The 19,739-nt window shown below is 72.5% G+C and carries 18 protein-coding genes; 11 read left to right on the forward strand and 7 right to left on the reverse strand.

Going from position 1 to position 19,739, the window contains the following annotated elements:
- The first annotated feature begins 302 nt into the window (after positions 1 to 302).
- The gene (locus ACKTSN_RS38345) at positions 303 to 1,475 is read left to right on the forward strand and encodes an acyl-CoA dehydrogenase family protein (protein WP_409473273.1); all 1,173 of its coding nucleotides are present in this window, start codon (positions 303 to 305) and stop codon (positions 1,473 to 1,475) included.
- A 466-nt stretch (positions 1,476 to 1,941) separates the two neighbouring features.
- Here ACKTSN_RS38345 and ACKTSN_RS38350 read toward each other — a convergent pair whose 3' ends face one another.
- Positions 1,942 to 2,379, reverse strand: a complete 438-nt coding sequence (locus ACKTSN_RS38350) for a hypothetical protein (RefSeq protein WP_409473274.1) — start codon at positions 2,377 to 2,379, stop codon at positions 1,942 to 1,944.
- Positions 2,380 to 2,636: 257 nt separating this feature from the next.
- On the opposite strand from ACKTSN_RS38350, the gene ACKTSN_RS38355 reads away from it, so the two are divergent.
- The 4 genes from ACKTSN_RS38355 to fxsA all read left to right on the forward strand — a co-directional run bounded on the left by ACKTSN_RS38355 (position 2,637) and on the right by fxsA (position 6,741).
- The gene (locus ACKTSN_RS38355) at positions 2,637 to 3,077 is read left to right on the forward strand and encodes an Lrp/AsnC family transcriptional regulator (RefSeq protein ID WP_076092236.1); all 441 of its coding nucleotides are present in this window, start codon (positions 2,637 to 2,639) and stop codon (positions 3,075 to 3,077) included.
- Positions 3,078 to 3,157: 80 nt separating this feature from the next.
- Positions 3,158 to 4,759 (forward strand): amidohydrolase, encoded by a 1,602-nt coding sequence (locus tag ACKTSN_RS38360; RefSeq protein ID WP_409473275.1) that lies wholly within the window; start codon positions 3,158 to 3,160, stop codon positions 4,757 to 4,759.
- Between the two features lie 584 nt (positions 4,760 to 5,343).
- A complete protein-coding gene (locus ACKTSN_RS38365) occupies positions 5,344 to 6,144 on the forward strand; it encodes a polyprenol monophosphomannose synthase (RefSeq protein WP_409473276.1) in 801 nt (266 codons plus the stop codon).
- A gap of 42 nt (positions 6,145 to 6,186) precedes the next feature.
- Positions 6,187 to 6,741 (forward strand): FxsA family membrane protein, encoded by a 555-nt coding sequence (gene fxsA / locus ACKTSN_RS38370; RefSeq protein WP_409473277.1) that lies wholly within the window; start codon positions 6,187 to 6,189, stop codon positions 6,739 to 6,741.
- A 112-nt stretch (positions 6,742 to 6,853) separates the two neighbouring features.
- Here fxsA and ACKTSN_RS38375 read toward each other — a convergent pair whose 3' ends face one another.
- The 4 genes from ACKTSN_RS38375 to ACKTSN_RS38390 all read right to left on the reverse strand — a co-directional run bounded on the left by ACKTSN_RS38375 (position 6,854) and on the right by ACKTSN_RS38390 (position 10,310).
- The gene (locus ACKTSN_RS38375) at positions 6,854 to 7,228 is read right to left on the reverse strand and encodes an RNA polymerase-binding protein RbpA (protein ID WP_009187548.1); all 375 of its coding nucleotides are present in this window, start codon (positions 7,226 to 7,228) and stop codon (positions 6,854 to 6,856) included.
- A 266-nt stretch (positions 7,229 to 7,494) separates the two neighbouring features.
- Positions 7,495 to 8,841, reverse strand: a complete 1,347-nt coding sequence (locus ACKTSN_RS38380) for an MFS transporter (RefSeq protein ID WP_409473278.1) — start codon at positions 8,839 to 8,841, stop codon at positions 7,495 to 7,497.
- 51 nt (positions 8,842 to 8,892) lie between these two features.
- A complete protein-coding gene (locus ACKTSN_RS38385; protein WP_409473279.1) occupies positions 8,893 to 9,660 on the reverse strand; it encodes a glycerophosphodiester phosphodiesterase in 768 nt (255 codons plus the stop codon).
- Complete coding sequence (locus ACKTSN_RS38390) at positions 9,657 to 10,310, reverse strand: YczE/YyaS/YitT family protein (RefSeq protein WP_409473280.1); 654 nt, start codon at positions 10,308 to 10,310, stop codon at positions 9,657 to 9,659. Before ACKTSN_RS38390 ends, ACKTSN_RS38385 begins: the two co-directional genes overlap by 4 nt.
- A gap of 101 nt (positions 10,311 to 10,411) precedes the next feature.
- Here ACKTSN_RS38390 and ACKTSN_RS38395 point away from each other — a divergent pair, with 101 nt between their 5' ends.
- Positions 10,412 to 11,911, forward strand: a complete 1,500-nt coding sequence (locus ACKTSN_RS38395) for a PLP-dependent aminotransferase family protein (protein ID WP_409473281.1) — start codon at positions 10,412 to 10,414, stop codon at positions 11,909 to 11,911.
- 47 nt (positions 11,912 to 11,958) lie between these two features.
- Here ACKTSN_RS38395 and ACKTSN_RS38400 read toward each other — a convergent pair whose 3' ends face one another.
- Both ACKTSN_RS38400 and ACKTSN_RS38405 read right to left on the reverse strand, forming a co-directional pair.
- Positions 11,959 to 13,560, reverse strand: coding sequence for a hypothetical protein (locus ACKTSN_RS38400; RefSeq protein ID WP_409473282.1), 1,602 nt, complete (start codon positions 13,558 to 13,560; stop codon positions 11,959 to 11,961).
- Positions 13,561 to 13,618: 58 nt separating this feature from the next.
- The gene (locus ACKTSN_RS38405; RefSeq protein ID WP_409473283.1) at positions 13,619 to 13,813 is read right to left on the reverse strand and encodes a hypothetical protein; all 195 of its coding nucleotides are present in this window, start codon (positions 13,811 to 13,813) and stop codon (positions 13,619 to 13,621) included.
- 306 nt (positions 13,814 to 14,119) lie between these two features.
- Between ACKTSN_RS38405 and ACKTSN_RS38410 the strand changes: the two genes are divergently transcribed.
- From ACKTSN_RS38410 to ACKTSN_RS38430, 5 genes are all read left to right on the forward strand, one after another.
- Complete coding sequence (locus tag ACKTSN_RS38410) at positions 14,120 to 14,512, forward strand: ankyrin repeat domain-containing protein (RefSeq protein ID WP_409473284.1); 393 nt, start codon at positions 14,120 to 14,122, stop codon at positions 14,510 to 14,512.
- Positions 14,513 to 14,835: 323 nt separating this feature from the next.
- Positions 14,836 to 16,254 carry a HEAT repeat domain-containing protein gene (locus ACKTSN_RS38415; RefSeq protein WP_409473285.1) on the forward strand — a complete coding sequence of 473 codons (1,419 nt, stop codon included), beginning with the start codon at positions 14,836 to 14,838 and terminating at the stop codon, positions 16,252 to 16,254.
- A 241-nt stretch (positions 16,255 to 16,495) separates the two neighbouring features.
- Positions 16,496 to 17,626, forward strand: coding sequence for a glycosyltransferase family 4 protein (locus ACKTSN_RS38420; protein WP_409473286.1), 1,131 nt, complete (start codon positions 16,496 to 16,498; stop codon positions 17,624 to 17,626).
- Positions 17,623 to 18,786 (forward strand): glycosyltransferase, encoded by a 1,164-nt coding sequence (locus tag ACKTSN_RS38425; protein ID WP_409473287.1) that lies wholly within the window; start codon positions 17,623 to 17,625, stop codon positions 18,784 to 18,786. The genes ACKTSN_RS38420 and ACKTSN_RS38425 overlap by 4 nt, the downstream gene beginning before the upstream one ends.
- Positions 18,783 to 19,730 carry an SGNH/GDSL hydrolase family protein gene (locus tag ACKTSN_RS38430; RefSeq protein ID WP_409473288.1) on the forward strand — a complete coding sequence of 316 codons (948 nt, stop codon included), beginning with the start codon at positions 18,783 to 18,785 and terminating at the stop codon, positions 19,728 to 19,730. The genes ACKTSN_RS38425 and ACKTSN_RS38430 overlap by 4 nt, the downstream gene beginning before the upstream one ends.
- Positions 19,731 to 19,739: the final 9 nt, after the last annotated feature.

A 19,739-nucleotide genomic window follows, 5' to 3' on the forward strand; every position in this document is an offset into this window, starting at 1 on the left:
GGTGACGGGCGCCGATTGGCATGAACGCGATAAAGCGTCGTTCGGTCCGCCACGGTAGGAGGACTAGACCAGCTGGTCAATGGTGCGGACCAATTTGGGCGGTCGGGGGTTTCCTGAAGTAAGCGACCGTTAACCGGTGACTCGATGCCTCCGATCGGGCATACTCACAGCGCACAGCCGCTGGTCAGCGCCTTCCGTGACCCGGGAGCCGGAGCGTCGGCTGGGCACCCGTGAGACCCGGCGGAGCCGCCCACACCCACGGCACCTCCGCCGCAGTGCCCGAAAGGGAGGAGAGCGTCGCCATGCCCGACCGCGCCCCGCAGCCGGTGGACCGTCAACTGCCCACGGACGAGGCCCGGGACCTGATCTCGCTCGTCCGCGACATCGCGCAGCGCGAGATCGCCCCGCACGCGGCCGAGGAGGAGGACGCCGGACGCTTCCCGCGCGAGGTCTTCACCCTGCTCTCCGAGTCGGGACTGCTCGGCCTGCCGTACGACTCCGAGTACGGCGGCGGCGACCAGCCGTACGAGGCCTACCTGCAGGTGCTCGAGGAGCTCGCCGCGGCCCGCCTGACCGTCGGCCTCGGCGTCAGCGTCCACACCCTCGCCTCCTACGCCCTCGCCGCCTACGGCACCAAGGAGCAGCAGGTCGAGCACCTGCCCGCGATCCTCGGCGGCGGCCTGCTCGGCGCGTACTGCCTTTCCGAGCCCTCCTCCGGCTCCGACGCGGCCTCACTGCGGACGAAGGCCGTCCGGGACGGCGACGACTGGGTGATCACGGGCACCAAGGCCTGGATCACACACGGCGGGGTCGCCGACTTCTACACCGTCATGGCCCGCACCGGCGAGGAGGGCCCGCGCGGGATCACCGCGTTCCTGGTGCCCGGCGACGCCGAGGGGCTGAGCGCGGCGGCGCCGGAGAAGAAGATGGGCATGAAGGGCTCGCCCACCGCCCAGATCCACTTCGACGGTGTACGGGTCCCCGACGTCCGACGCATCGGCGACGAGGGCCAGGGCTTCGCGATCGCCCTGTCCGCCCTCGACTCCGGACGGCTCGGCATCGCGGCCTGCGCGATCGGCCTGGCCCAGGCGGCGCTCGACGAGGCCGTCGCGTACGCGACCGGGCGGCGGCAGTTCGGGCGGCCGATCGCCGACTTCCAGGGGCTGCGCTTCATGCTCGCCGACATGGCCACGCAGATCGAGGCGGGCCGTGCCCTGTACCTGGCCGCCGCGCGGCTGCGGGACGCCGGCCGGCCCTTCGCCAAGCAGGCGGCCATGGCAAAGCTGCACTGCACCGACACCGCGATGAAGGTCACCATGGACGCCGTGCAGATCCTCGGCGGATACGGCTACACCGCGGACTTCCCGGTCGAGCGGTACATGCGCGAGGCCAAGGTCCTGCAGATCGTCGAGGGCACCAACCAGATCCAGCGGATGGTCATCGCCCGTCACCTCGCGGGCCCGGAGACCCGCTGAACTGACCCCGCCTGACCAGGGGCGCCGCCAGCCGGATCCACTCCGGATCGTGGCGCCCCGGCAGCGTGCGGCCGCGGTTGGCCCAGGTGCGCATCAGATCGCTGTAGATGGGCGGGTCCTGGAGTGGCGGCGCGGGCGGCGGAGGGGTCCGCGGAACCGAGTCCGCCGAGGCGGGAACGAACGCTCGGTGCTGACGCCCGGTCGTGGAGTAGGTGGGGGTCATACCTGGGCAACGCGACCCAGTGCGGGCAGGTCACCGATCTCCGGAATCGAGCGTGCGTTCACGAAACGGTCCGGGACTGCGTCCGGCCGCCGACATTCCTCTGACGTACCGTCAACTAGATTGCGTCCAGGGTGGTTTGGGGTGGCCGGCGTCCGCCTCCCGCCGGTCCCGGGCACACTGATCCTGCACCATGGCAGCCTGCGGGCCATGGTGCAGGGCAGCTACTGGGTCGAGCGAGGTCGCTCAGGCAGCGTGGCGGCGCATCGCCGGGACGCGCATCGGGCGCGAGCCCGGGCCTCCGACGTGCGAGAAGGGCTGCATCCGCCAGTCGAGCCCCTGAGGGAGCGTCAGCAGGAGGGCGGTGTCCTGCTCCTGGGGCTCGATGGACTCGTCCGCGGGCCGGGCGTCGGCGGCCCTGCGGCCCGTGCCGGCGCAGACCGTGAGTCCGAACGGGTTCCACGGTGAGGCGCACAGCGCGTGCTCCGGCAGGAAATCCTCGTCCGCCAGCAAGGCGATGGGCTGTGCGCAGTCCGGGCAGATCACCCGGTACATCTCGAAGGTGTCGTACGCGTCGAGCTCGTCGGCTTCGAAGGCGTCGGGTTCGACACCCTCCGGCTCGGGCTCGACGACCGGCTGCTGACGCTTGGGCGCGGTGCGACCAGGGCGCTTAAGACTCTGCATGGGATTCTCCCCCTCGTGCTGGGCCGTGAAGGCGCTGCGGCCTCGACCACAGCAAGCACTTCCCGTCCGCTCTCCGGGGTAATCACGACTTCATCACGGAGACCGTTCGAAGCCTGTGGCGTTCGTCACATGCCGCTCGCAGGTGCCCGGCGCGGCACGTTCGTCCCCCAGCCGGCTCTCGGGCACATCACGAACCGGGTATGACCTGCGCTGCTGAGGTATCCGAGGAGATCGAGCGCACTGTAGGTTCTAGCGCCATGGAGGAGCTGGACCGACAGATCGTGCAGCTGCTCGTCAAGGACGGGCGGATGAGCTACACCGACCTGGGCAAGGCCACGGGCCTGTCCACGTCGGCCGTGCACCAGCGGGTGCGCCGGCTGGAACAGCGTGGCGTCATCCGCGGGTACGCCGCGGTCGTCGACCCGGAGGCCGTCGGGCTGCCGCTGACCGCCTTCATCTCGGTGAAACCGTTCGATCCCAGCGCCCCCGACGACATCGCGGACCGCCTGGCGGACGTCCCCGAGATCGAGGCCTGCCACAGCGTGGCCGGCGACGAGAACTACATCCTCAAGGTGCGGGTCGCCACCCCCCACGAGCTGGAGGAGCTGCTGGCGCGGCTGCGGTCGCTGGCGGGGGTGTCGACGCGGACGACGGTGGTGTTGTCCACGCCGTACGAGGCACGGCCACCGCGCATCTGAACGGGCCGACGGGGCCTGCCGACCCCGACCGCCGGGCCCCGGGTGCAGCACAACCGGCGCAGGGCGGGAAACTGTCGGTCATGAGTGAACGCACCGCCCCGCCGAAGACCGTCCTGCTCCGCCGCGGAGAGGTCCACAGCCCCGCCGACCCGTTCGCGACCGCAATGGTCGTCGAGCGTGGCCAGGTCGCCTGGGTCGGCTCCGAGGGCGCGGCCGACGCCTTCGCGGACGGCGTGGACGAGGTGATCGACCTCGACGGCGCCCTGGTCACCCCGGCGTTCACCGACGCGCATGTGCACACCACGTCCACCGGCCTCGCGCTCACCGGCCTCGACCTGTCCGGCGCGCCCTCGCTGGAGGCGGCCCTCGCACTGGTCCGGGACTTCGCCGACGCCCGCCCGACGGACCGCGTCCTGCTCGGCCACGGCTGGGACGCCGCGCGCTGGCCGGGCGGCCGTCCCCCGACCCGCGCGGAGCTCGACGAGGCCACCGGCGGCCGTCCCCTCTACCTCAGCCGGATCGACGTGCACTCGGCGGTCGTCACCACCGCCCTGCTCGACCTCGTTCCGGGCCTCGACCGGGAGGACGGCCCTCTCACCCGCGACGCCCATCACGCCGTACGCGCCGCCGCGTTCGCCGCCGTCACCCCGGCCCAGCGCACCGAGGCCCAGCGCGCCGCCCTCGCCCATGCCGCGTCCCTCGGCATCGGCTCGGTCCACGAGTGCGCCGGGCCGGAGATCTCCTCCGAGGACGACTTCACGGCGCTGCTGCGGCTCGCCGCCGAGGAGCCGGGGCCGCGGGTCGTCGGCTACTGGGCCGAGCGGGACGTCGAGAAGGCGCGCGAGCTGGGGGCGGCCGGCGCCGCCGGGGATCTGTTCGTCGACGGCGCCCTCGGCTCCCACACGGCCTGCCTGCACGAGCCGTACGCCGACGCCGGCCACACCGGCACCGCCTACCTCGACGCGGCAGCCGTCGCCGCCCATGTCGTCGCCTGCACCGAGGCAGGCCTCCAGGCGGGCTTCCACGCGATCGGCGACGCCGCCCTGACCACCGTCGTCGAGGGCGTCCGCGCCGCCGCCGAGAAGGTCGGCCTCGCCCGGATCCGTGCCGCCCGCCACCGCGTCGAACACGCCGAGATGCTCACCCCCGACACCATCGCGGCCTTCGCCGAGCTCGGTCTGACGGCGTCCGTGCAGCCGGCCTTCGACGCGCTGTGGGGCGGCGACGAGGGCATGTACGCCCAGCGCCTCGGAGTGGAGCGTGCCCGCACGCTGAACCCCTTCGCCGCGCTGCTGCGCGCCGGCGTCCCGCTCGCCCTCGGTTCCGACAGCCCGGTCACGCCCCTCGACCCCTGGGGCACCGTCCGGGCCGCCGCCTTCCATCGCACGCCCGAGCACCGGGTCTCCGTACGCGCCGCGTTCACGGCGCACACGCGCGGCGGCTGGCGGGCGACCGGACGCGACGACGCGGGCGTTCTGGTGCCGGGCGCGCCCGCGGACTACGCCGTGTGGCGCACCGGTGAGCTGGTCGTCCAGGCGCCCGACGACCGGGTCGCGCGCTGGTCGACCGACCCCCGCTCCGGCACCCCCGGCCTGCCCGACCTGACCCCGGGCTCCGACCTGCCCGTCTGCCTGCGCACCGTGGTGGGTGGACGGACGGTGTTCGTACGGCCGGGCGAGTGATCTCCCGGGGTGGCGCGGCGGACCTCACCGCCCGCCGCGCCGTTGCGCGACCTGCGTGTCCAGGGGGTCGACCTGGGCATGGTGGGAAACCCCGTAGCTCACGCGGCTGTTGACAGGCCGCGGCCCGGGGCCGGTAGGTTCGGCCGGGTCCACCACGGGACACCCGACCGGCGAACGTCCGCGTACGTGTCGCGGCACCGCTGGGTCAGGGACGGTGTACCGCACCGGGGCACCGTCACTGGGAGCCAGGCTCAGCGACCGCGCCGCGGCTGGGGAACGTCCGGCCGGACGGGGGTCCGTCCCTGCCTGAGCGAAGTCGACAGCTCGGAGGGGGGAAGAGTGTGACCAGGGTGGGGCTCGGGAGCTCAGTAGACAACGGCTTCAGGTCGACCCGCAGCCGGCGGGTCCCAGGTCGGCCCGAAGGGCGCCGGGCCCCCATCCGCAGCGCGGCTCGCATAGAGGGCCGAAAATGCATCCTTACCCCGCTCCCGCGGAATCGACACCGCCTTACGACCGTCCTGTTCACGTCCGCGCAGGCTGCGGCCACTATGGTGGACGTCTGCGACGGACATGAAGGGGCAGCAGTGAACGACGGCGAGGGGACCCGCGCGGCAGAGGCCCGGGGGAGGCGCTTCGGCCCGCTCGGCACTGCCTTGGTGATCATTCCGACCTACAACGAGGCGGAGAACATCAAGAGCATCGTCGGCCGGGTGCGTAACGCGGTTCCCGAGGCGCACGTCCTCGTGGCCGACGACAACAGCCCCGACGGCACCGGAAAGCTCGCCGACGAGCTGGCCGCCGGCGACGACCACGTCCGGGTCCTGCACCGCAAGGGCAAGGAGGGCCTCGGCGCCGCCTACCTCGCGGGCTTCCGCTGGGGTATGGAGAACGGGTACGGCGTACTGATCGAAATGGACGCCGACGGCTCCCACCAGCCCGAGGAACTGCCCCGGCTGCTGACCGCGCTCAAGGGTGCCGACCTGGTGCTCGGCTCGCGCTGGGTGCCCGGCGGCCGGGTCGTGAACTGGCCCAGGAGCCGCGAGTTCATCTCCCGTGGCGGCAGCCTCTACTCACGCGTGCTGCTGGACGTGCCGATCCGCGACGTCACCGGCGGCTACCGCGCCTTTCGCCGCGAGACGCTGGAGGGCCTCGGCCTCGACGACGTCGCCTCCCAGGGCTACTGCTTCCAGGTCGACCTGGCCCGCCGTGCCGTGAAGGCCGGCTACCACGTCGTCGAGGTGCCGATCACCTTTGTCGAGCGCGAACTGGGCGACTCCAAGATGAGCCGCGACATCCTCGTCGAGGCGCTGTGGCGCGTCACCACATGGGGCGTGGGGGAGCGGGTCGGCAAGATCCTGGGCCGGGGACGGCCGCCGCAGTCGTAGGGGTTTATCCCGTGCTGAGCCGGGCCCAGGCACACTGGACGCATGACGACTGGCGCTTCGACCCCTCCCTACTCCACGCGGCCCCGGCGCTCACGGCTGCGCACCTTCCTGCCGCTGGGCATCGCCGCGTGGCTGGTGCTGGAGATCTGGCTGCTGACCGTGGTCGCCGGCTGGGCGGGCGGGTTCACGGTTTTCCTGCTGCTGCTCGCCGGGTTGGTGCTCGGTACGGTGGTCATCAAGCGGGCGGGCCGGCGCGCCTTCCAGAACCTGAACGAGGCACTTCAGCGCGGCGGTGCGCCGTCGAGCGGCGGCGGCAACGGCCTGATGATGCTGGGCGGCCTGCTTCTGGTGCTTCCCGGTCTGATCTCGGACGGGGTGGGCCTGCTCCTGCTGATTCCGCCGGTCCAGAAGGCCCTCAGCCGGTACGCGGAGCGCACAGTGGACCGCCGACTCCGCCGCGCCGCACCCGGTAGCCTCGGCGACGCCTTTCAGCAGGCCCGCATTCACCGCCCGGACGGCAAGGTCGTGCAGGGTGAGGTCGTCAGGGACGAGCCCGGAGAGACCCCGCAGGAACCTCGCCCTCCGCTGACGCGCTGAGTACAGGGACGCGACCGTCGCACACAAGACCGCGGGCGCCGTACGTCAACCTCACGTACGGCGCCCGCGGTCATTGGCGTGCGCTGAACCCCCGGTCCGAGCCCCGCAGGGACTACGCGGACTTGCGGCTGTCTCGGGGGTGCACCGCGATGTTCATCGCGCCGGAACGCAGAACGGCGAGACGCTCTTCGAGGACCTCTTCGAGCTCCTCACGCGTGCGCCGCTCCATCAGCATGTCCCAATGCGTACGCGCCGGCTTGGCCTTCTTCTCCTCCGGACCGTCGCCGTCCACAAGGAGTGCCGGGGCACCGCAGACCTTGCACTCCCACTCCGGCGGGATCTCCGCCTCGACCGAGAAGGGCATCTCGAAGCGGTGCCCCTTCTCGCATGCGTACTCCACGGCCTGGCGCGGGGCCAGGTCGATGCCGCGGTCCGTCTCGTAGCTGGTCACCACGAGGCGCGTGCCGCGAAGAGCTCGCTCACTCATGAATCGTGCCTCCCGGGCTTGTCGCCCACAGGACAGGTGTCGCTGTCGTCGTCATCCGGTCAACGTCCGGTCGGCGGTAAAGATTCCCGTTCGGAGTCCCGTTCCGGGTCATGCGTCGCCGTCGTAGCCGCCCATGTTGTACCCACCGGCGCCCGGTTTGTCACATCTGGCAGTAGATGTCACCCAGCGTTTTGGCTTCTTTGACGCGCAGTAACGGTACGCCTGGCAGGCCAAACGCGTACACTACAGCCCTTTCGCCGTGAGCGCTAAATCCTGTCCGGAACCGGGTTCCCGGCCTCGCCGATCGCACGCCGTACCGGAACCCTCGCGAGCAGCACGAACCCGAGGACGAAGAAGGCCACCAGCGAGATGATCGCGTCCCGGTAGCTTCCGGTCAGCTGGTAGGTCAGACCGAACAGCAACGGGCCGAGCCAGCTCATTCCGCGGTCGCTCAGCTCGTACGCCGAGAAGTACTCGGCCTCCTTGCCGGCCGGGACCAGATGGGAGAACAGCGAACGGGACAGTGCCTGGCTGCCGCCGAGGACGAGCCCGATCCCGGCCGCCAGCACGAAGAACCAGACCGGCGCCCCGGCCGGGAGGAAGTAGCCGGCGGCCAGGGTCAGCGTCCAGGCGATCAGTGAACCGAGGACAGTGCGCTTCGCGCCGTACCGACGGGCCAGCCGGCCCAGCGCCAGCGCGCCGAACACCGCGAGCACCTGCACGAGCAGGATGGCGCCGATGAGTGTCGACTGTCCGAGGTCCAGCTCCTCGGAGCCGTAGACCGATGCCTGGGTGATCACCGTCTGGATGCCGTCGTTGTAGACGAGGTACGCCAGCAGGAAGGACAGCGTCAGCGGGTGGCGGCGCATGTCGCGGACGGTGGCGGCGAGCTGCCGCCAGCCGGTCACGGACCCCTCCCGCCCCGCCCCGCGGCGGTCGCGCAGACGGCGGAGCGGAATGAGCGCGAACGCGCCCCACCACAGGCCGGCCGACGCCAGGCAGATACGCACGGCCATGGCTTCGGAGACACCGAAGGTGTCGTGAGCGAGGTAGAGGACCAGGTTCGCGACCAGGACCAGCGCTCCGGCCGCATAGCCGAAGGCCCAGCCCCGGGAGGAGACCGCGTCGCGTTCCTCGGGCGGGGCGATCTGCGGCAGGTAGGAGTTGTAGAGCATCATCGCCACGGACTGCGCCGCGTTCGCGACGACCAGCAGTGCGCCGCCGAGCAGATAGCGGTCGCCGTCCAGGAAGAACATGCCCGCCGTCGCCGCGGCCCCCAGATACGCGGCGGCACCGAGGAGGGGCTTCTTGCGTCCGGTGCGGTCGGCCGCCGCGCCCACCAGGGGCATCACCACGACGGCCACGATCACCGACAGGGACACCGAGTAGGCGAAGAAGGAACCGGCACGCACCGGGATCCCCAGCGGATGGACGAAGCCGTCGGCGTCTGCGGCGGACTCGGCGACCGTGGTCAGATAGGGGCCCAGGAACACGGTGAGCACGCTCGTCGAGTAGACGGAGCACGCCCAGTCGTAGAAGTACCAGCCGCGCTGCTCGCGCCGCCGCCCGGCGGCCTCGTCCGCCTCCGGTGTCCGCACGGTCTCGGTGCCCACCCGTGCCCTCGCTTCCCCGAGAAGGTGCCGTGCGCGGGGCCGGCCGGGGTGTCAGGCCCAGACGCCCCGGTCCTCCATGACCTTGCGCAACGTGTCGATGTGATCGGTCATGATGCCATCGACGCCGAGGTCCAGAAGCCGGTGCATCTGTTCCGGTTCGTTGATCGTCCACACGTGCACATGCAGTCCGTGCGCGTGGGCGGTCCGAACGAAGCGGCGGTCCACGACCTGGATGCCGGACTGCGACTCGGGCACCTGGGCGGCGACCGCCGAGCGGCGCAGCACGGCCGGCACGCCCCAGGAGCGCAGCCGCAGATTGAGCACGCCCCGCGTGCCGTACGAGGTCGCCAGGCGCGGTCCGGCCAGGCGCTGGGCGCGGACCACGCGGGCCTCGGAGAAGGAGCCCACGCAGATCCGGTCCCAGGCGTCGGTGCGCTCGATCAGCTCCAGGAAGGGGTGGAGGCTCGACTCCGCCTTGAGGTCGATGTTCCAGCGCACGTCGGGGAAGGTCTCCAGGAGCTCTTCGAACAGCGGCACCGGTTCCCGGCCCGCCACGCGCGCGTGCCGTACGTCGTCCCAGGGCAGGTCGGCGATCCGGCCCGCCCCGTCGGTCACCCGGTCCAGCGTCGCGTCGTGGAAGGCGACGATCCGGCCGTCCCGCGTGGCGTGGACGTCGGTCTCGATGTACCGGTAGCCCGCCTCGACCGCACGGCGGAACTGCAGCACGGTGTTCTCCAGGCCGTCCGCCGCCCCGCCCCGGTGGGCGAAGGCGATCGGGCCGGGGTGGTCCAGGAAGGGGTGGCGTATGCGCGTGCTCACGGACGCAGTATCGCGCGCCGGGGTTGACCGGTGGCAACGACGGTACTGACGCCGGATGCCGAGGGGACGGCGAACACCCGCAGGAACAGCTGGGCGAGCGGGCCGATCGACACCGCGTACAGCAGCGTGCCGACACCGATGGTGCCGCCCAGCGCGAAGCCGGTCACGACGACCGCGACCTCGACGGCGGTCCGGATCAGCCGGATCGAGCGGCCGGTGCGCTGGTGCAGCCCTGTCATGAGCCCGTCGCGCGGACCGGGACCGAACCGCGCGGCGATATAGAGGCCGGTTGCGGCGCCGTTGAGAGCGACGCCCGCCAGCATCAACGGAACCTGCACGGCCAGGGTGTGCGCATGGGGCACCACCGCCAGCGTGCCGTCCATGACGACGCCGATCACGAAGACGTTGGAGACCGTGCCGAGGCCGGGACGCTGGCGCAGCGGGATCCACAACAGGAGGACGGCCGCCCCCACGATGATCAGCACCGTCCCGATGCTCAGGCCCGTGCGCTCGGCCAGTCCCTGGTGCAGCACGTTCCAGGGCTCCAGGCCGAGACCGGACTTCACCAGGAGCGCGGAGCTCGCACCGTACAGCGCGAGGCCGGCGTAGAGCTGGGTCAACCGACGTATGAGATGCCCCTGCGTGGACAAGACGTGCCCCCCTGGTGGTGGTAGTGGCCTGATGCATGACACTCTGTGGCTTGGGAAGTAACGCCATCCATGGCCAATTCGGGGAAGGTGGACTGGTGCGCATGGCTCAGTGGACCTCGGCGGTGGGGGCGGCGCAGCTCGCCCGGCTGCTCAAGTCGCAGCAGGACCGCCCGGCGGGCCCGGGGTCGCGCCGTCCGCCGGCCTATCGCGCGCTCGCCGACGGCATCCGCCTGCTGGTGCTCGAGGGGCGGGTGCCGGTGGCCGCCCGGCTGCCCGCCGAGCGGGAACTCGCCCTCGCGCTGTCCGTCAGTCGTACGACGGTCGCCGCCGCCTACGAGGCGCTGCGCACCGAGGGATTCCTGGAGTCGCGGCGCGGAGCCGGCAGCTGGACCGCCGTACCGGCCGGAAATCCGATCCCCGCGCGCGGCCTGGAACCGCTGCCGCCCGAGGCACTCGGTTCGGTGATCGACCTTGGCTGCGCGGCACTGCCCGCGCCGGAACCCTGGCTCACCCGCGCCGTTCAAGGCGCCCTGGAGGAGCTGCCGCCCTACGCGCGCACGCACGGCGACTACCCGGCCGGACTGCCCGCACTGCGCGCGATGATCGCCGACCGTTACACCGCGCGCGGGATACCCACCATGCCGGAGCAGATCATGGTGACGACCGGCGCGATGGGCGCCATCGACGCCATCTGCCACCTCTTCGGCGGGCGTGGTGAGCGCATCGCCGTCGAGTCGCCGTCGTACGCGAACATCCTGCAGCTGATGCGGGAGGCAGGCGCCCGGCTCGTGCCCGTCGCGATGGCCGAGGGGCTCGCCGGGTGGGACCTGGACCGCTGGCGGCAGGTGCTGCGGGAAGCCGCGCCGCGGATCGCCTACGTCGTCGCCGACTTCCACAATCCGACCGGGGCGCTCGCCGACGAGGACCAGCGGCGGCGGCTGGTGGAGGCGGCCCGCTCGGCCGGCACCGTGCTCGTCGCCGACGAGACGATGAGCGAGCTGTGGCTGGACCCCGACGTCGAGATGCCACGGCCCGTCTGCGCCTTCGACCCGGCCGGGTCCACCGTCGTCACCGTCGGATCCGCCAGCAAGGCCTTCTGGGCCGGGATGCGCATCGGCTGGGTGCGGGCGGCACCGGACGTGATCCGCAGCCTGGTGGCCGCGCGCGCCTACGCCGACCTGGGCACGCCGGTGCTGGAGCAGCTCGCGGTGAACTGGCTGTTCGGCACCGGGGGTTGGGAGCAGGCGGTCGCGGTGCGCCGGGAGCAGGCCAGGGACAACCGGGACGCCCTGGTCGCCGCGGTGCGCCGGGAGCTGCCCGGCTGGGAGTTCGAGGTACCGCGGGGCGGGCTCACACTGTGGGTGCGCGCGGGTGGCCTGTCGGGCTCGCGGCTCGCGGAGGCGGGCGAGCGGGTCGGTCTGCGGGTGCCGTCCGGGCCGCGCTTCGGAGTGGACGGGGCCTTCGAGGGGTATGTGCGGCTGCCGTTCACCGTGGGGGGTGCGGTGGCGGAGGAGGCGGCGGTGCGGCTGGCGGCGGCGGCTCGGCTGGTGGAGAGCGGGGGGACCGTGGGGGCGGTGGCGCCGGGGTCGTTCGTGGCTTGAGGGATCTCGGGCAGCTGCCCCGGCGGCACGGGGCTGCAGAGCCCCGGCTACGTCCGTGCCTTGGACCTCTCCGCCACCACGGCCTCCGCGGATACCGGCTCCGGCTCCGCGGGCACCCGCTCGAGCTCCGCGTCCGCCGGTGTCGTACGCGGCGGCAGGAGGTCCAGCACCGCCTGGCGGTGGTCGTCGCTCGTCGCGTCGTCATAGGGGTCGGGCGTCGCCGGGACCTGGAGGCGCAGGACCGGTCCCGCGCCCAGCCGGGCGTAGCCGCGGCCTGGCGGAACCTGGGGGACCGGCGTGGTGTGCGGGGGCGCTCCCAGGACCGCTTCGAACTGCTCGGCGGTGGCGGCGCCGAGCACGACCCGCGCGCGCGTGTGCTGCCGTACGGGGTCGCTGAGGGCGTCCAGGCCGTCGAACTGCTCGGCCACGACCACCGTCACATTGGCGGATCGGCCGTGCCGGAGCGGCACCTGGAGCAGGGACTGGGGGTCCTTGTGGCCGTCCGCGGCGGCCACCTGGCCCAGCGCGGTCGGGCGGTCCAGGAGGAGCCACAGGGGGCGCTTGGTGTCCTCGGGCGGCGGGTGGCCCGCCTGCCGGGCGCGGTTGACGGCGATCAGCCGTCGCTCGGTCTCGGTGGTGGCCCACTCCAGGCTCGCCAGCGCCCCGGCAAGGGCGCACTCGACCGCCAGGACCCCGTCCCGGCCGGTCAGGCAGGCGTAGTCACCGGTGCCGCCGCCGTCGACGATGACGATGTCGCCGAACTGCAGGGCCTGCAGGGCGATGCAGCGCAGCAGAGTCGACGTGCCGCTGCCCGGCTGCCCGACGGCCAGCAGGTGCGGTTCGGTGGAGCGGATGCCCGTGCGCCACACGACGGGCGGAACGTCGCGCGCTTGCGCACCGTGGCCGAGCGGGAGCGTGCGCTGGACCTCGGTGGGGTCGGTGAAACCGAGGACCGTCTCGCCGGGTGCCGTCACGAAGCGCTGGACGGCGATGTCGGTGGGCAGGGGCGCGAGGACCGTGACCGTGAGCTGGTTGCCCTCCTCGTCCCACGCGAAGCGGTACTCGCGGCCGCGGCCCGACTTCGCCGAGAGCAGGTGCTCGATCCGGGCGCGCGCCTCGGCCTCGCCGTCCGGGAAGTACGCCGGGTAGCGGATCGCGAGGTGCGTGATGCGGCCGGTGGCGTCGAACTCGTACTCCGGGAAGGCCTTCTCCCACTCGCCGCCGTGCGCGTACAGGGGCGCCGGGTCCTCGGCGGTCGAGAAGTACGGGACCATCGCCTCGTACAGCGACTGCAGGCGCTGGATCTGGGACTCGTCGGGTCCCTCGGGGGTCTGTGCGGCGCGGTTGCGGCCCTGCCAGGCTGCCGCCGCCATCAGGGCGATGACGGCGAGCAGCGGGCCGTACGGGACGAGCGCCACGGCCAGGAACACCGAGGCCATCAGGAACAGCAGCGGGCCGCGCCGGTCCTTGGGGGTGTCGGCCCACTTGCGCCGCCCGGCCGATGCCAGTCGGCGCAGACCGCGGGCGATCGTGATCAGGGGGTGGAGGACGTCGGTGGCGCTGTCGGCCGCCGTCCGGGCCAGCTCCCGGCTCCGGGCGAGCTGTGCGCTGCCGTTGCTCAGAATGCGGGGGAGGGGGCGCCGGGCCACAGGTGTCTCCTGGAGGTGCGTACGTGCGGGATGGTGTGTCCGGGCGGTGCGGGCGACGTCAGAACTTGAGGCCGCCCAGCAGACTCGCCAGGCTCTCGCCGCCCGCCTTGATGCTCGGAGCGACGGCCGTGCTCGCCAGGTAGAAGCCGAACAGGACCGCGATCAGTGCATGGGACGCCTTGAGTCCGTCCTTGCGGCAGAAGATGAAGACGACGACGCCGAGCAGGACGACGCCTGAGATGGACAGAATCATGAGGTCTCCTGGTGTCGAGGGGGACAGTCACCATGAGTACTTCCAGGATCACAGGATGTATCCATACGATAAAAGGTGCAACTGGGTGAAATTTTGCGGATTTCGCCCATGTGGCGGATTCGACTCGGTGCGGCCCGGTGGCGGGCTTGCGCCCGACGGGTGCATTGGTGATCTTTGCCTCGGTTGCAGCCGGTCATGTTCCTGTGCAGCCAGTACGCTGGCGATTCACCCGTACGGTCGTACCGCTCACGGCCGTACGCTTGTTCCCAGGGTCCTCGACGTGCGTAGTGAGAGGTGGTCCGGCCGATGACTGAAGCCCCCGACCCCGAGGTCGTGGAGCTCGCGACCAAGATCTTCGATCTGGCCAGGCAGGGACAGACCGAGGCGCTCGTGGCCTATGTCGACGCGGGCGTTCCGGCCAACCTCACCAACGACCGGGGTGACTCCCTCGTGATGCTCGCCGCGTATCACGGGCACGCCGGGACCGTGCGGGCGCTGCTCGACCGTGGCGCCGAGGCCGACCGGGTCAACGACCGAGGCCAGACCCCGCTCGCAGGGGCGGTTTTCAAGGGCGAGGAAGAAGTGATCAAGGCCCTGCTGGAGGGCGGCGCCGACCCGGCCGCCGGCACCCCGTCGGCCGTCGACACCGCCCGGATGTTCGGCAGGACGGAACTGCTGGAACTGTTCGGCGCACACTGAGACCATCGCCCTGACCAGCGAAAAGAGCCGTCCTGATCAGGCAGGACACGGAAAACGGGGGAGGCGGTACCGGGCCGCCGGAAATTTCGGTCGCGGCATCGAGAACAGCCGGGTCATCATGACGTCGTGATTCACGGACGCGATGGCTGGGCAGGTGTTGCCGCACCGCGCGGGCCGTGATCGGTCCGCATGGGCCACAGACGAGAGGCAGAGGAAGATGGTCTACAGCAAGCAAGAGACGGCGGGCGCCCCGACGTGTTGTCACGCGGCCAGGTAGAGCACGTTTCCCGGTTGCGTCGACGCTTGATGTGAGGCTGTTTCCCATGTTTGATCCGGTCATAGCGCCCAGCGGTACGCTGCTCGGCCTGCTCCAGCGGGGCCGCGGCGACGGCACACTGCACGCGCTCACCGCCCCCCGGGCCGAGGCGCTCGCGGCCCTCAACCACTGTGTGCTGCGCGACCCCCGCCACGACTGGCAGGTGGAGAACCGCTCCCTGTACTACGCCCGCCTCTACCTCGACCTGGGCGGCGACCTGGGCGCGATCGAGGCGCATCTTTTCGACCCCGAGGACATCGTCGACACCGACGAGTCACGCACCGGGCTCGCCCTCGCCGTCCTCGGCCACCTCGCCTCCTACGGCAGGCGCGACGCGCTGGAACTGCTGCGCCGCTACGCCGCCCACGGCTCCAGCTGGGCCTGGGCCCTGGACGAACTCGCCCTGCGCGACGACGACGCCGGTCTGCGCGCCCTGGCCGCGCCCGTGCTGGCCCGCTTCCCGGCCGACGCCGAGGGCGAGGCCGAGCTGGCCGCTGCCGTGCGGGACGCCTTCGAGCCCCGGCCATGGCGGCTGTGGGCCGAGGATCCGCGCGAATCGATCGGCACGCGCGTGCGTGCCGCACAGGAAACCGGCTGCTTCGACCGATGGCAGCGGCAGATGCGGCCCACGGGGCCCCGTCCGGGCTGGAGTGTGCAGGCGGTGTTCGAATGGGCCCAGCAGGGCCTCGAACGCGGCGTCTCGCTCCATGTGCCCGCCGCCCGCTGCCTCACGGCCGTCGCCGGCCCCGAGGACCGGCCCGAGATCGTCCAGGCCGCCAAGGACGGCACCGAGGGTGCCCGCTGCACCGCCCTGCGCTATCTCGCCGACAGTAACGATCCCGACGCCCTCGACCTGATCGAGGCTGCCGTCGCCACCGGCTCGGCGCCGGTCGTGGAGGCCGCCCTCGACGCCTTCGAGCGGATGCGCAGCGTCGCCGCCGTCGACCGGGCCCGCGGCTGGGCGCGACGGCCCGATCCGCTGGGCGCCGCCGCCGGACGCATGCTCGCCTGCCGGGGCGGGGCCCACGACAGCGATTTGGTCCTCGGAGCCCTGCGCGAAGCCGTACGGGGCGAAGGGCCGGACGCACCGACGCTGTGGACCCTCGTGGACGGCGCCGGACGGCTCGGCATCGGCTGTGCCGCACCGGTTCTGCGCCATATCTACCGCGAGACCGCCTCGTCCCACCTCCGCGGCAGGGCCGCCCGCGCGCTCGCCGCCACCGATCCCTCCTTCCCAGCGGGCTTCGCCGTCGAGTGCCTCTGGGATTGCGAGGAGACCACCCGCGAGCTCGCCGCCCGCCACGCCGAGACAGGCGACGCCCGGGTCGTCGAGCAACTGCGTCGGCTCGCCGCGGACCCGGCCGAGGAGGCGGAGGTCCAGACGGCGGTACGCAGCCGGATCGGGCCCGACGCACCCGCTGTGTGAACGACGCGATGGCAGCCGGACCGGACCTGGCGTACCTGCTGAGTGAACTCGGACCTGCCGGGCCCGACGGCTGAATTCGGACGCGTCGGGCCCGCAAAGTGAACGTGGGATGACTCACCGGTCAGAGGCGCATGGACGCGGCCTGACCTGCTCGAGTGCGCAGCGCAACGCTCATGGATCGTTCCCCGTTCGGAAAGATCGACGTTGACGCGGCCACGTCCAGCGCGGCGACAACACCCGTATGCGTGTCGTCATCGTGACCGAATCCTTTCCCCCCGATGTGAACGGCGTGGCCCACTGCGCGCTTCAGACCGCCCGACACCTCGTCGATCGCGGTCACGCTCCCCTCGTCGTCGCACCGGCCCCCGCTCCGGGCAGCAAGGCAGCCGCCGCTCTCGCGCCGTGCCCTGTCGTCCACGTCCCCTCCCTACCGCTCCCGGGCTATCCCCAGGTCCGCGTCGCCCTTCCCAGTCGGCGGCTCGCCGCCGCGCTCCTGGCGCACCAGGCCGACATCGTGCATCTGGCCAGCCCCTTCATCCTCGGCGTCCGCGGCATGGCCGCCGCCGCCCGGCTCGGCCTCCCGGCCGTCGCCGTCTACCAGACCGACCTGGCCGGCTACGCCCGTACCTACGTGGGCGCCGGCGAGGCCGCGGCCTGGCGGCGCATCCGCTCCGTCCACGCCGCCGCCGACCGCACCCTCGCCCCCTCCAGCGCCTCCCAGGCCGACCTGGAGGCCCACGGCGTGCCCCGGGTGCACCTGTGGCGGCGCGGTGTCGACACCGCGCGCTTCCGCCCCGACCTCCGGGACGACGCACTGCGCCGTGAACTCGCCCCGAACGGCGAGCTGATCGTCGGCTATGTCGGGCGGCTCGCACCCGAGAAGCACATCGAGCTGCTCTCCGGGGTCTGCGGCCTGCCGGGCGTGCGGGTGGTGATCGTCGGCGACGGGCCGAGCGGGCCCGGCCTGGCCGAGGCGCTGCCCGGCGCGGTCTTCCTGGGCCGCCGCGGCGGCGACGACCTCGCCCGGATCTTCGCCTCGCTGGACATCTTCGCCCACACCGGACCCTTCGAGACCTTCTGCCAGACCGTGCAGGAGGCCATGGCGAGCGGTGTCCCGGTCGTCGCGCCCGCCGCCGGCGGCCCGCTGGACCTGGTCGACCACGGCCGCACCGGGCTGCTCGTCCCGCCGCACGACGCGGACGCCGTCACGGAGGCGGTACGGACCCTGGCCGCCGACCAGGTGCTGCGCACCGCCTACGGGGCCGCCGCACGAGCCACCGTCGAGGGCCGCACCTGGGCCGCCATCGGCGACCAGCTCATCGCCCACTACGAGGCCGTGCTCCAGGCCCGCAGGCCGGCGGTGGCGGCATGAACACCGCACTTCGCATCGTCCGGCTGGCGAACTTCGTCGCCCCCGCCTCCGGAGGGCTGCGCACCGCGCTCCGTGAGCTGGGCAAGGGCTTCAAGGTGGCGGGCCACGATCCCGTCCTCATCGTGCCGGGTGAGAAGTACAGCGACTGCGAGACCGAGCAGGGCCGGGTGATCACCCTGCCCGGCCCGGTGCTGCCCGGCACCGGCGGCTACCGTGTGCTCATCGACAAGCGCCGGGTCGCGGCCCTCCTGGAGGAGCTCGCCCCCGACCGCCTCGAGGTCTCCGACCGTACGACGCTGCGGTGGACCGGCAAGTGGGCCCGCCGCGCCCGGGTCCCCGCCGTGATGGTCTCCCACGAGACCGCCGACGGCGTGCTGCGCACCTGGGGCCTGTCGGAGAACCTGTCCCGGCGCGCCGCCGACGCCCTCAACGTCCGTACGGCCCACACGTATGCCAAGGTCGTGTGCACCACCGAGTTCGCCGAGCGGGAGTTCGTGCGGATCGGCGCCCGCAACCTCGTACGGGCTCCGCTGGGCGTCGACCTGATGAACCGGCGTCCCACTCTGCGCGACGCCGCGCTGCGCGACACCCACGCGCGTGCGGACGAGAAGCTGCTCGTGATGTGCTCCCGGTTGTCCGTGGAGAAGCGGCCCGGCACCGCGCTGGACGCCCTGGAGGCGCTGCGCGGGCGCGGCGTGCGCGCGGTGCTCGTGGTGGCCGGGAACGGGCCGCTGCGCGCACGCCTCGAACAGCGGGCACAGGAGCGCGACCTGCCGGTGACCTTCCTCGGGCATGTCGCCGACCGCAGCCTGCTCGGCGCGCTCCAGGCCTCCGCCGACATCTGCCTGGCTCCCGGGCCCGCCGAAACGTTCGGGCTCGCCGCGCTGGAGGCCATGGCCTGCGGCACGCCCGTCGTGGCGAGCGCGTCCTCCGCGCTGCCGGAGGTGATCGGATCCGCCGGCGCCACCGCGGCGGACACCGGGGACGCCTTCGCGGACGCCGTGGAGATGCTGCTCGACCGTCCCGAGCGCGAGCGCCGGGAGGCGGCACGCGCGCGTGCGGAGTGCTTCGGCTGGGGCACGGCGGTGGACGCCTTCCTCACCGCGCACGACGCGGCGGTGCCGACGCGTCCCTTCGTACGTGCGGAGGGCGCGGCATGAGGCCGGTCCGCTACGTCGCCCTCGGGGACTCGCTGACCGAGGGGGTGGGCGATCCCGTGGGGAATGAGTGGCGCGGCTGGGCCGCGCTGCTCGCCCGCGGGCTCTGCGAACCGCCCGTCGAATTCAGCAACCTCGCGGTCAGCGGGGCACAGACGCGGGACGTGCTGGAGACCCAGCTGCCCGCCGCGCTGGCCCTGCGCCCGGACGTCGCGTCCGTCCTCGTCGGCGTCAACGACACACTGCGTCGCACGTTCGACATCCACAACGTCGCCGAACGCCTCGACAAGGTCTACGCGGCCTTCACCCGGCAGGGCACCGCCGTGCTCACCGCCTGCCTGCCCGACCCCGGCGCGATGCTCGGGCTGCCCGGGGTGCTGGCCAGACCGCTGGCCCGGCGGCAGCGGGCGGTCAACACCGTGGTCCATGCGCTCTCCGAGCGGTACGGGGCCCTGCACTTGCATGCGGCCGAGGGCGACTGGGTCGACGACCGGGCGATGTGGAGCTCGGACCGGCTGCACCCCGGGGAGCGGGGACACCGGCAGCTGGCCATACGGTTCCACGGGCTGCTGGCGGACGCCGGGATCGCGACGGGGACCGCGCCCCGGCCCGAGCCCGAGTTCCCGCCGACCACCAGGTCCGCGAGCCTGCTGTGGCTGGCCACTGCGGGTACCGCCTGGGTGGTCCGCCGGTGCAACGACCTGCTGCCCCAGCTGCTGCGCCTCGCGGCCGACGAGATGCGCCACCGCGCGAGGGGAACCAGCGGCCGGCTCGACCTGCGGGCGGCGCAGGCGGTGTCCAAGGCGCTGGCCGCGCTGTCCGTGCCGGAGCCGATGCCGTTGCCGGGGCACCGGTCGGTGCCCGAGCAGCGGTCCGTTTCGGGACAGCGGTCCCTGTCGGAGGGGCTGTCGGTGCCGGAGCAGCAACCTGAGCCGGAGGCGGCATAGCGCACACAG

This window comes from Streptomyces flavusporus (assembly GCF_046267975.1).
In the GTDB taxonomy this organism is placed as follows: Bacteria; Actinomycetota; Actinomycetes; order Streptomycetales; family Streptomycetaceae; genus Streptomyces; species Streptomyces flavusporus.

What these genes read in the sequence shown, in the direction of transcription:
- ACKTSN_RS38345 (WP_409473273.1), top strand. Translation starts at nt 303, where the DNA reads ATGCCCGACCGCGCCCCGCAGCCGGTGGACCGTCAACTGCCCACGGAC.
- ACKTSN_RS38350 (WP_409473274.1), bottom strand. Translation starts at nt 2,379, where the DNA reads ATGCAGAGTCTTAAGCGCCCTGGTCGCACCGCGCCCAAGCGTCAGCAG.
- ACKTSN_RS38355 (WP_076092236.1), top strand. Translation starts at nt 2,637, where the DNA reads ATGGAGGAGCTGGACCGACAGATCGTGCAGCTGCTCGTCAAGGACGGG.
- ACKTSN_RS38360 (WP_409473275.1), top strand. Translation starts at nt 3,158, where the DNA reads ATGAGTGAACGCACCGCCCCGCCGAAGACCGTCCTGCTCCGCCGCGGA.
- fxsA (WP_409473277.1), top strand. Translation starts at nt 6,187, where the DNA reads ATGACGACTGGCGCTTCGACCCCTCCCTACTCCACGCGGCCCCGGCGC.
- ACKTSN_RS38375 (WP_009187548.1), bottom strand. Translation starts at nt 7,228, where the DNA reads ATGAGTGAGCGAGCTCTTCGCGGCACGCGCCTCGTGGTGACCAGCTAC.
- ACKTSN_RS38395 (WP_409473281.1), top strand. Translation starts at nt 10,412, where the DNA reads ATGGCTCAGTGGACCTCGGCGGTGGGGGCGGCGCAGCTCGCCCGGCTG.
- ACKTSN_RS38405 (WP_409473283.1), bottom strand. Translation starts at nt 13,813, where the DNA reads ATGATTCTGTCCATCTCAGGCGTCGTCCTGCTCGGCGTCGTCGTCTTC.
- ACKTSN_RS38410 (WP_409473284.1), top strand. Translation starts at nt 14,120, where the DNA reads ATGACTGAAGCCCCCGACCCCGAGGTCGTGGAGCTCGCGACCAAGATC.
- ACKTSN_RS38415 (WP_409473285.1), top strand. Translation starts at nt 14,836, where the DNA reads ATGTTTGATCCGGTCATAGCGCCCAGCGGTACGCTGCTCGGCCTGCTC.
- ACKTSN_RS38420 (WP_409473286.1), top strand. Translation starts at nt 16,496, where the DNA reads ATGCGTGTCGTCATCGTGACCGAATCCTTTCCCCCCGATGTGAACGGC.
- ACKTSN_RS38425 (WP_409473287.1), top strand. Translation starts at nt 17,623, where the DNA reads ATGAACACCGCACTTCGCATCGTCCGGCTGGCGAACTTCGTCGCCCCC.
- ACKTSN_RS38430 (WP_409473288.1), top strand. Translation starts at nt 18,783, where the DNA reads ATGAGGCCGGTCCGCTACGTCGCCCTCGGGGACTCGCTGACCGAGGGG.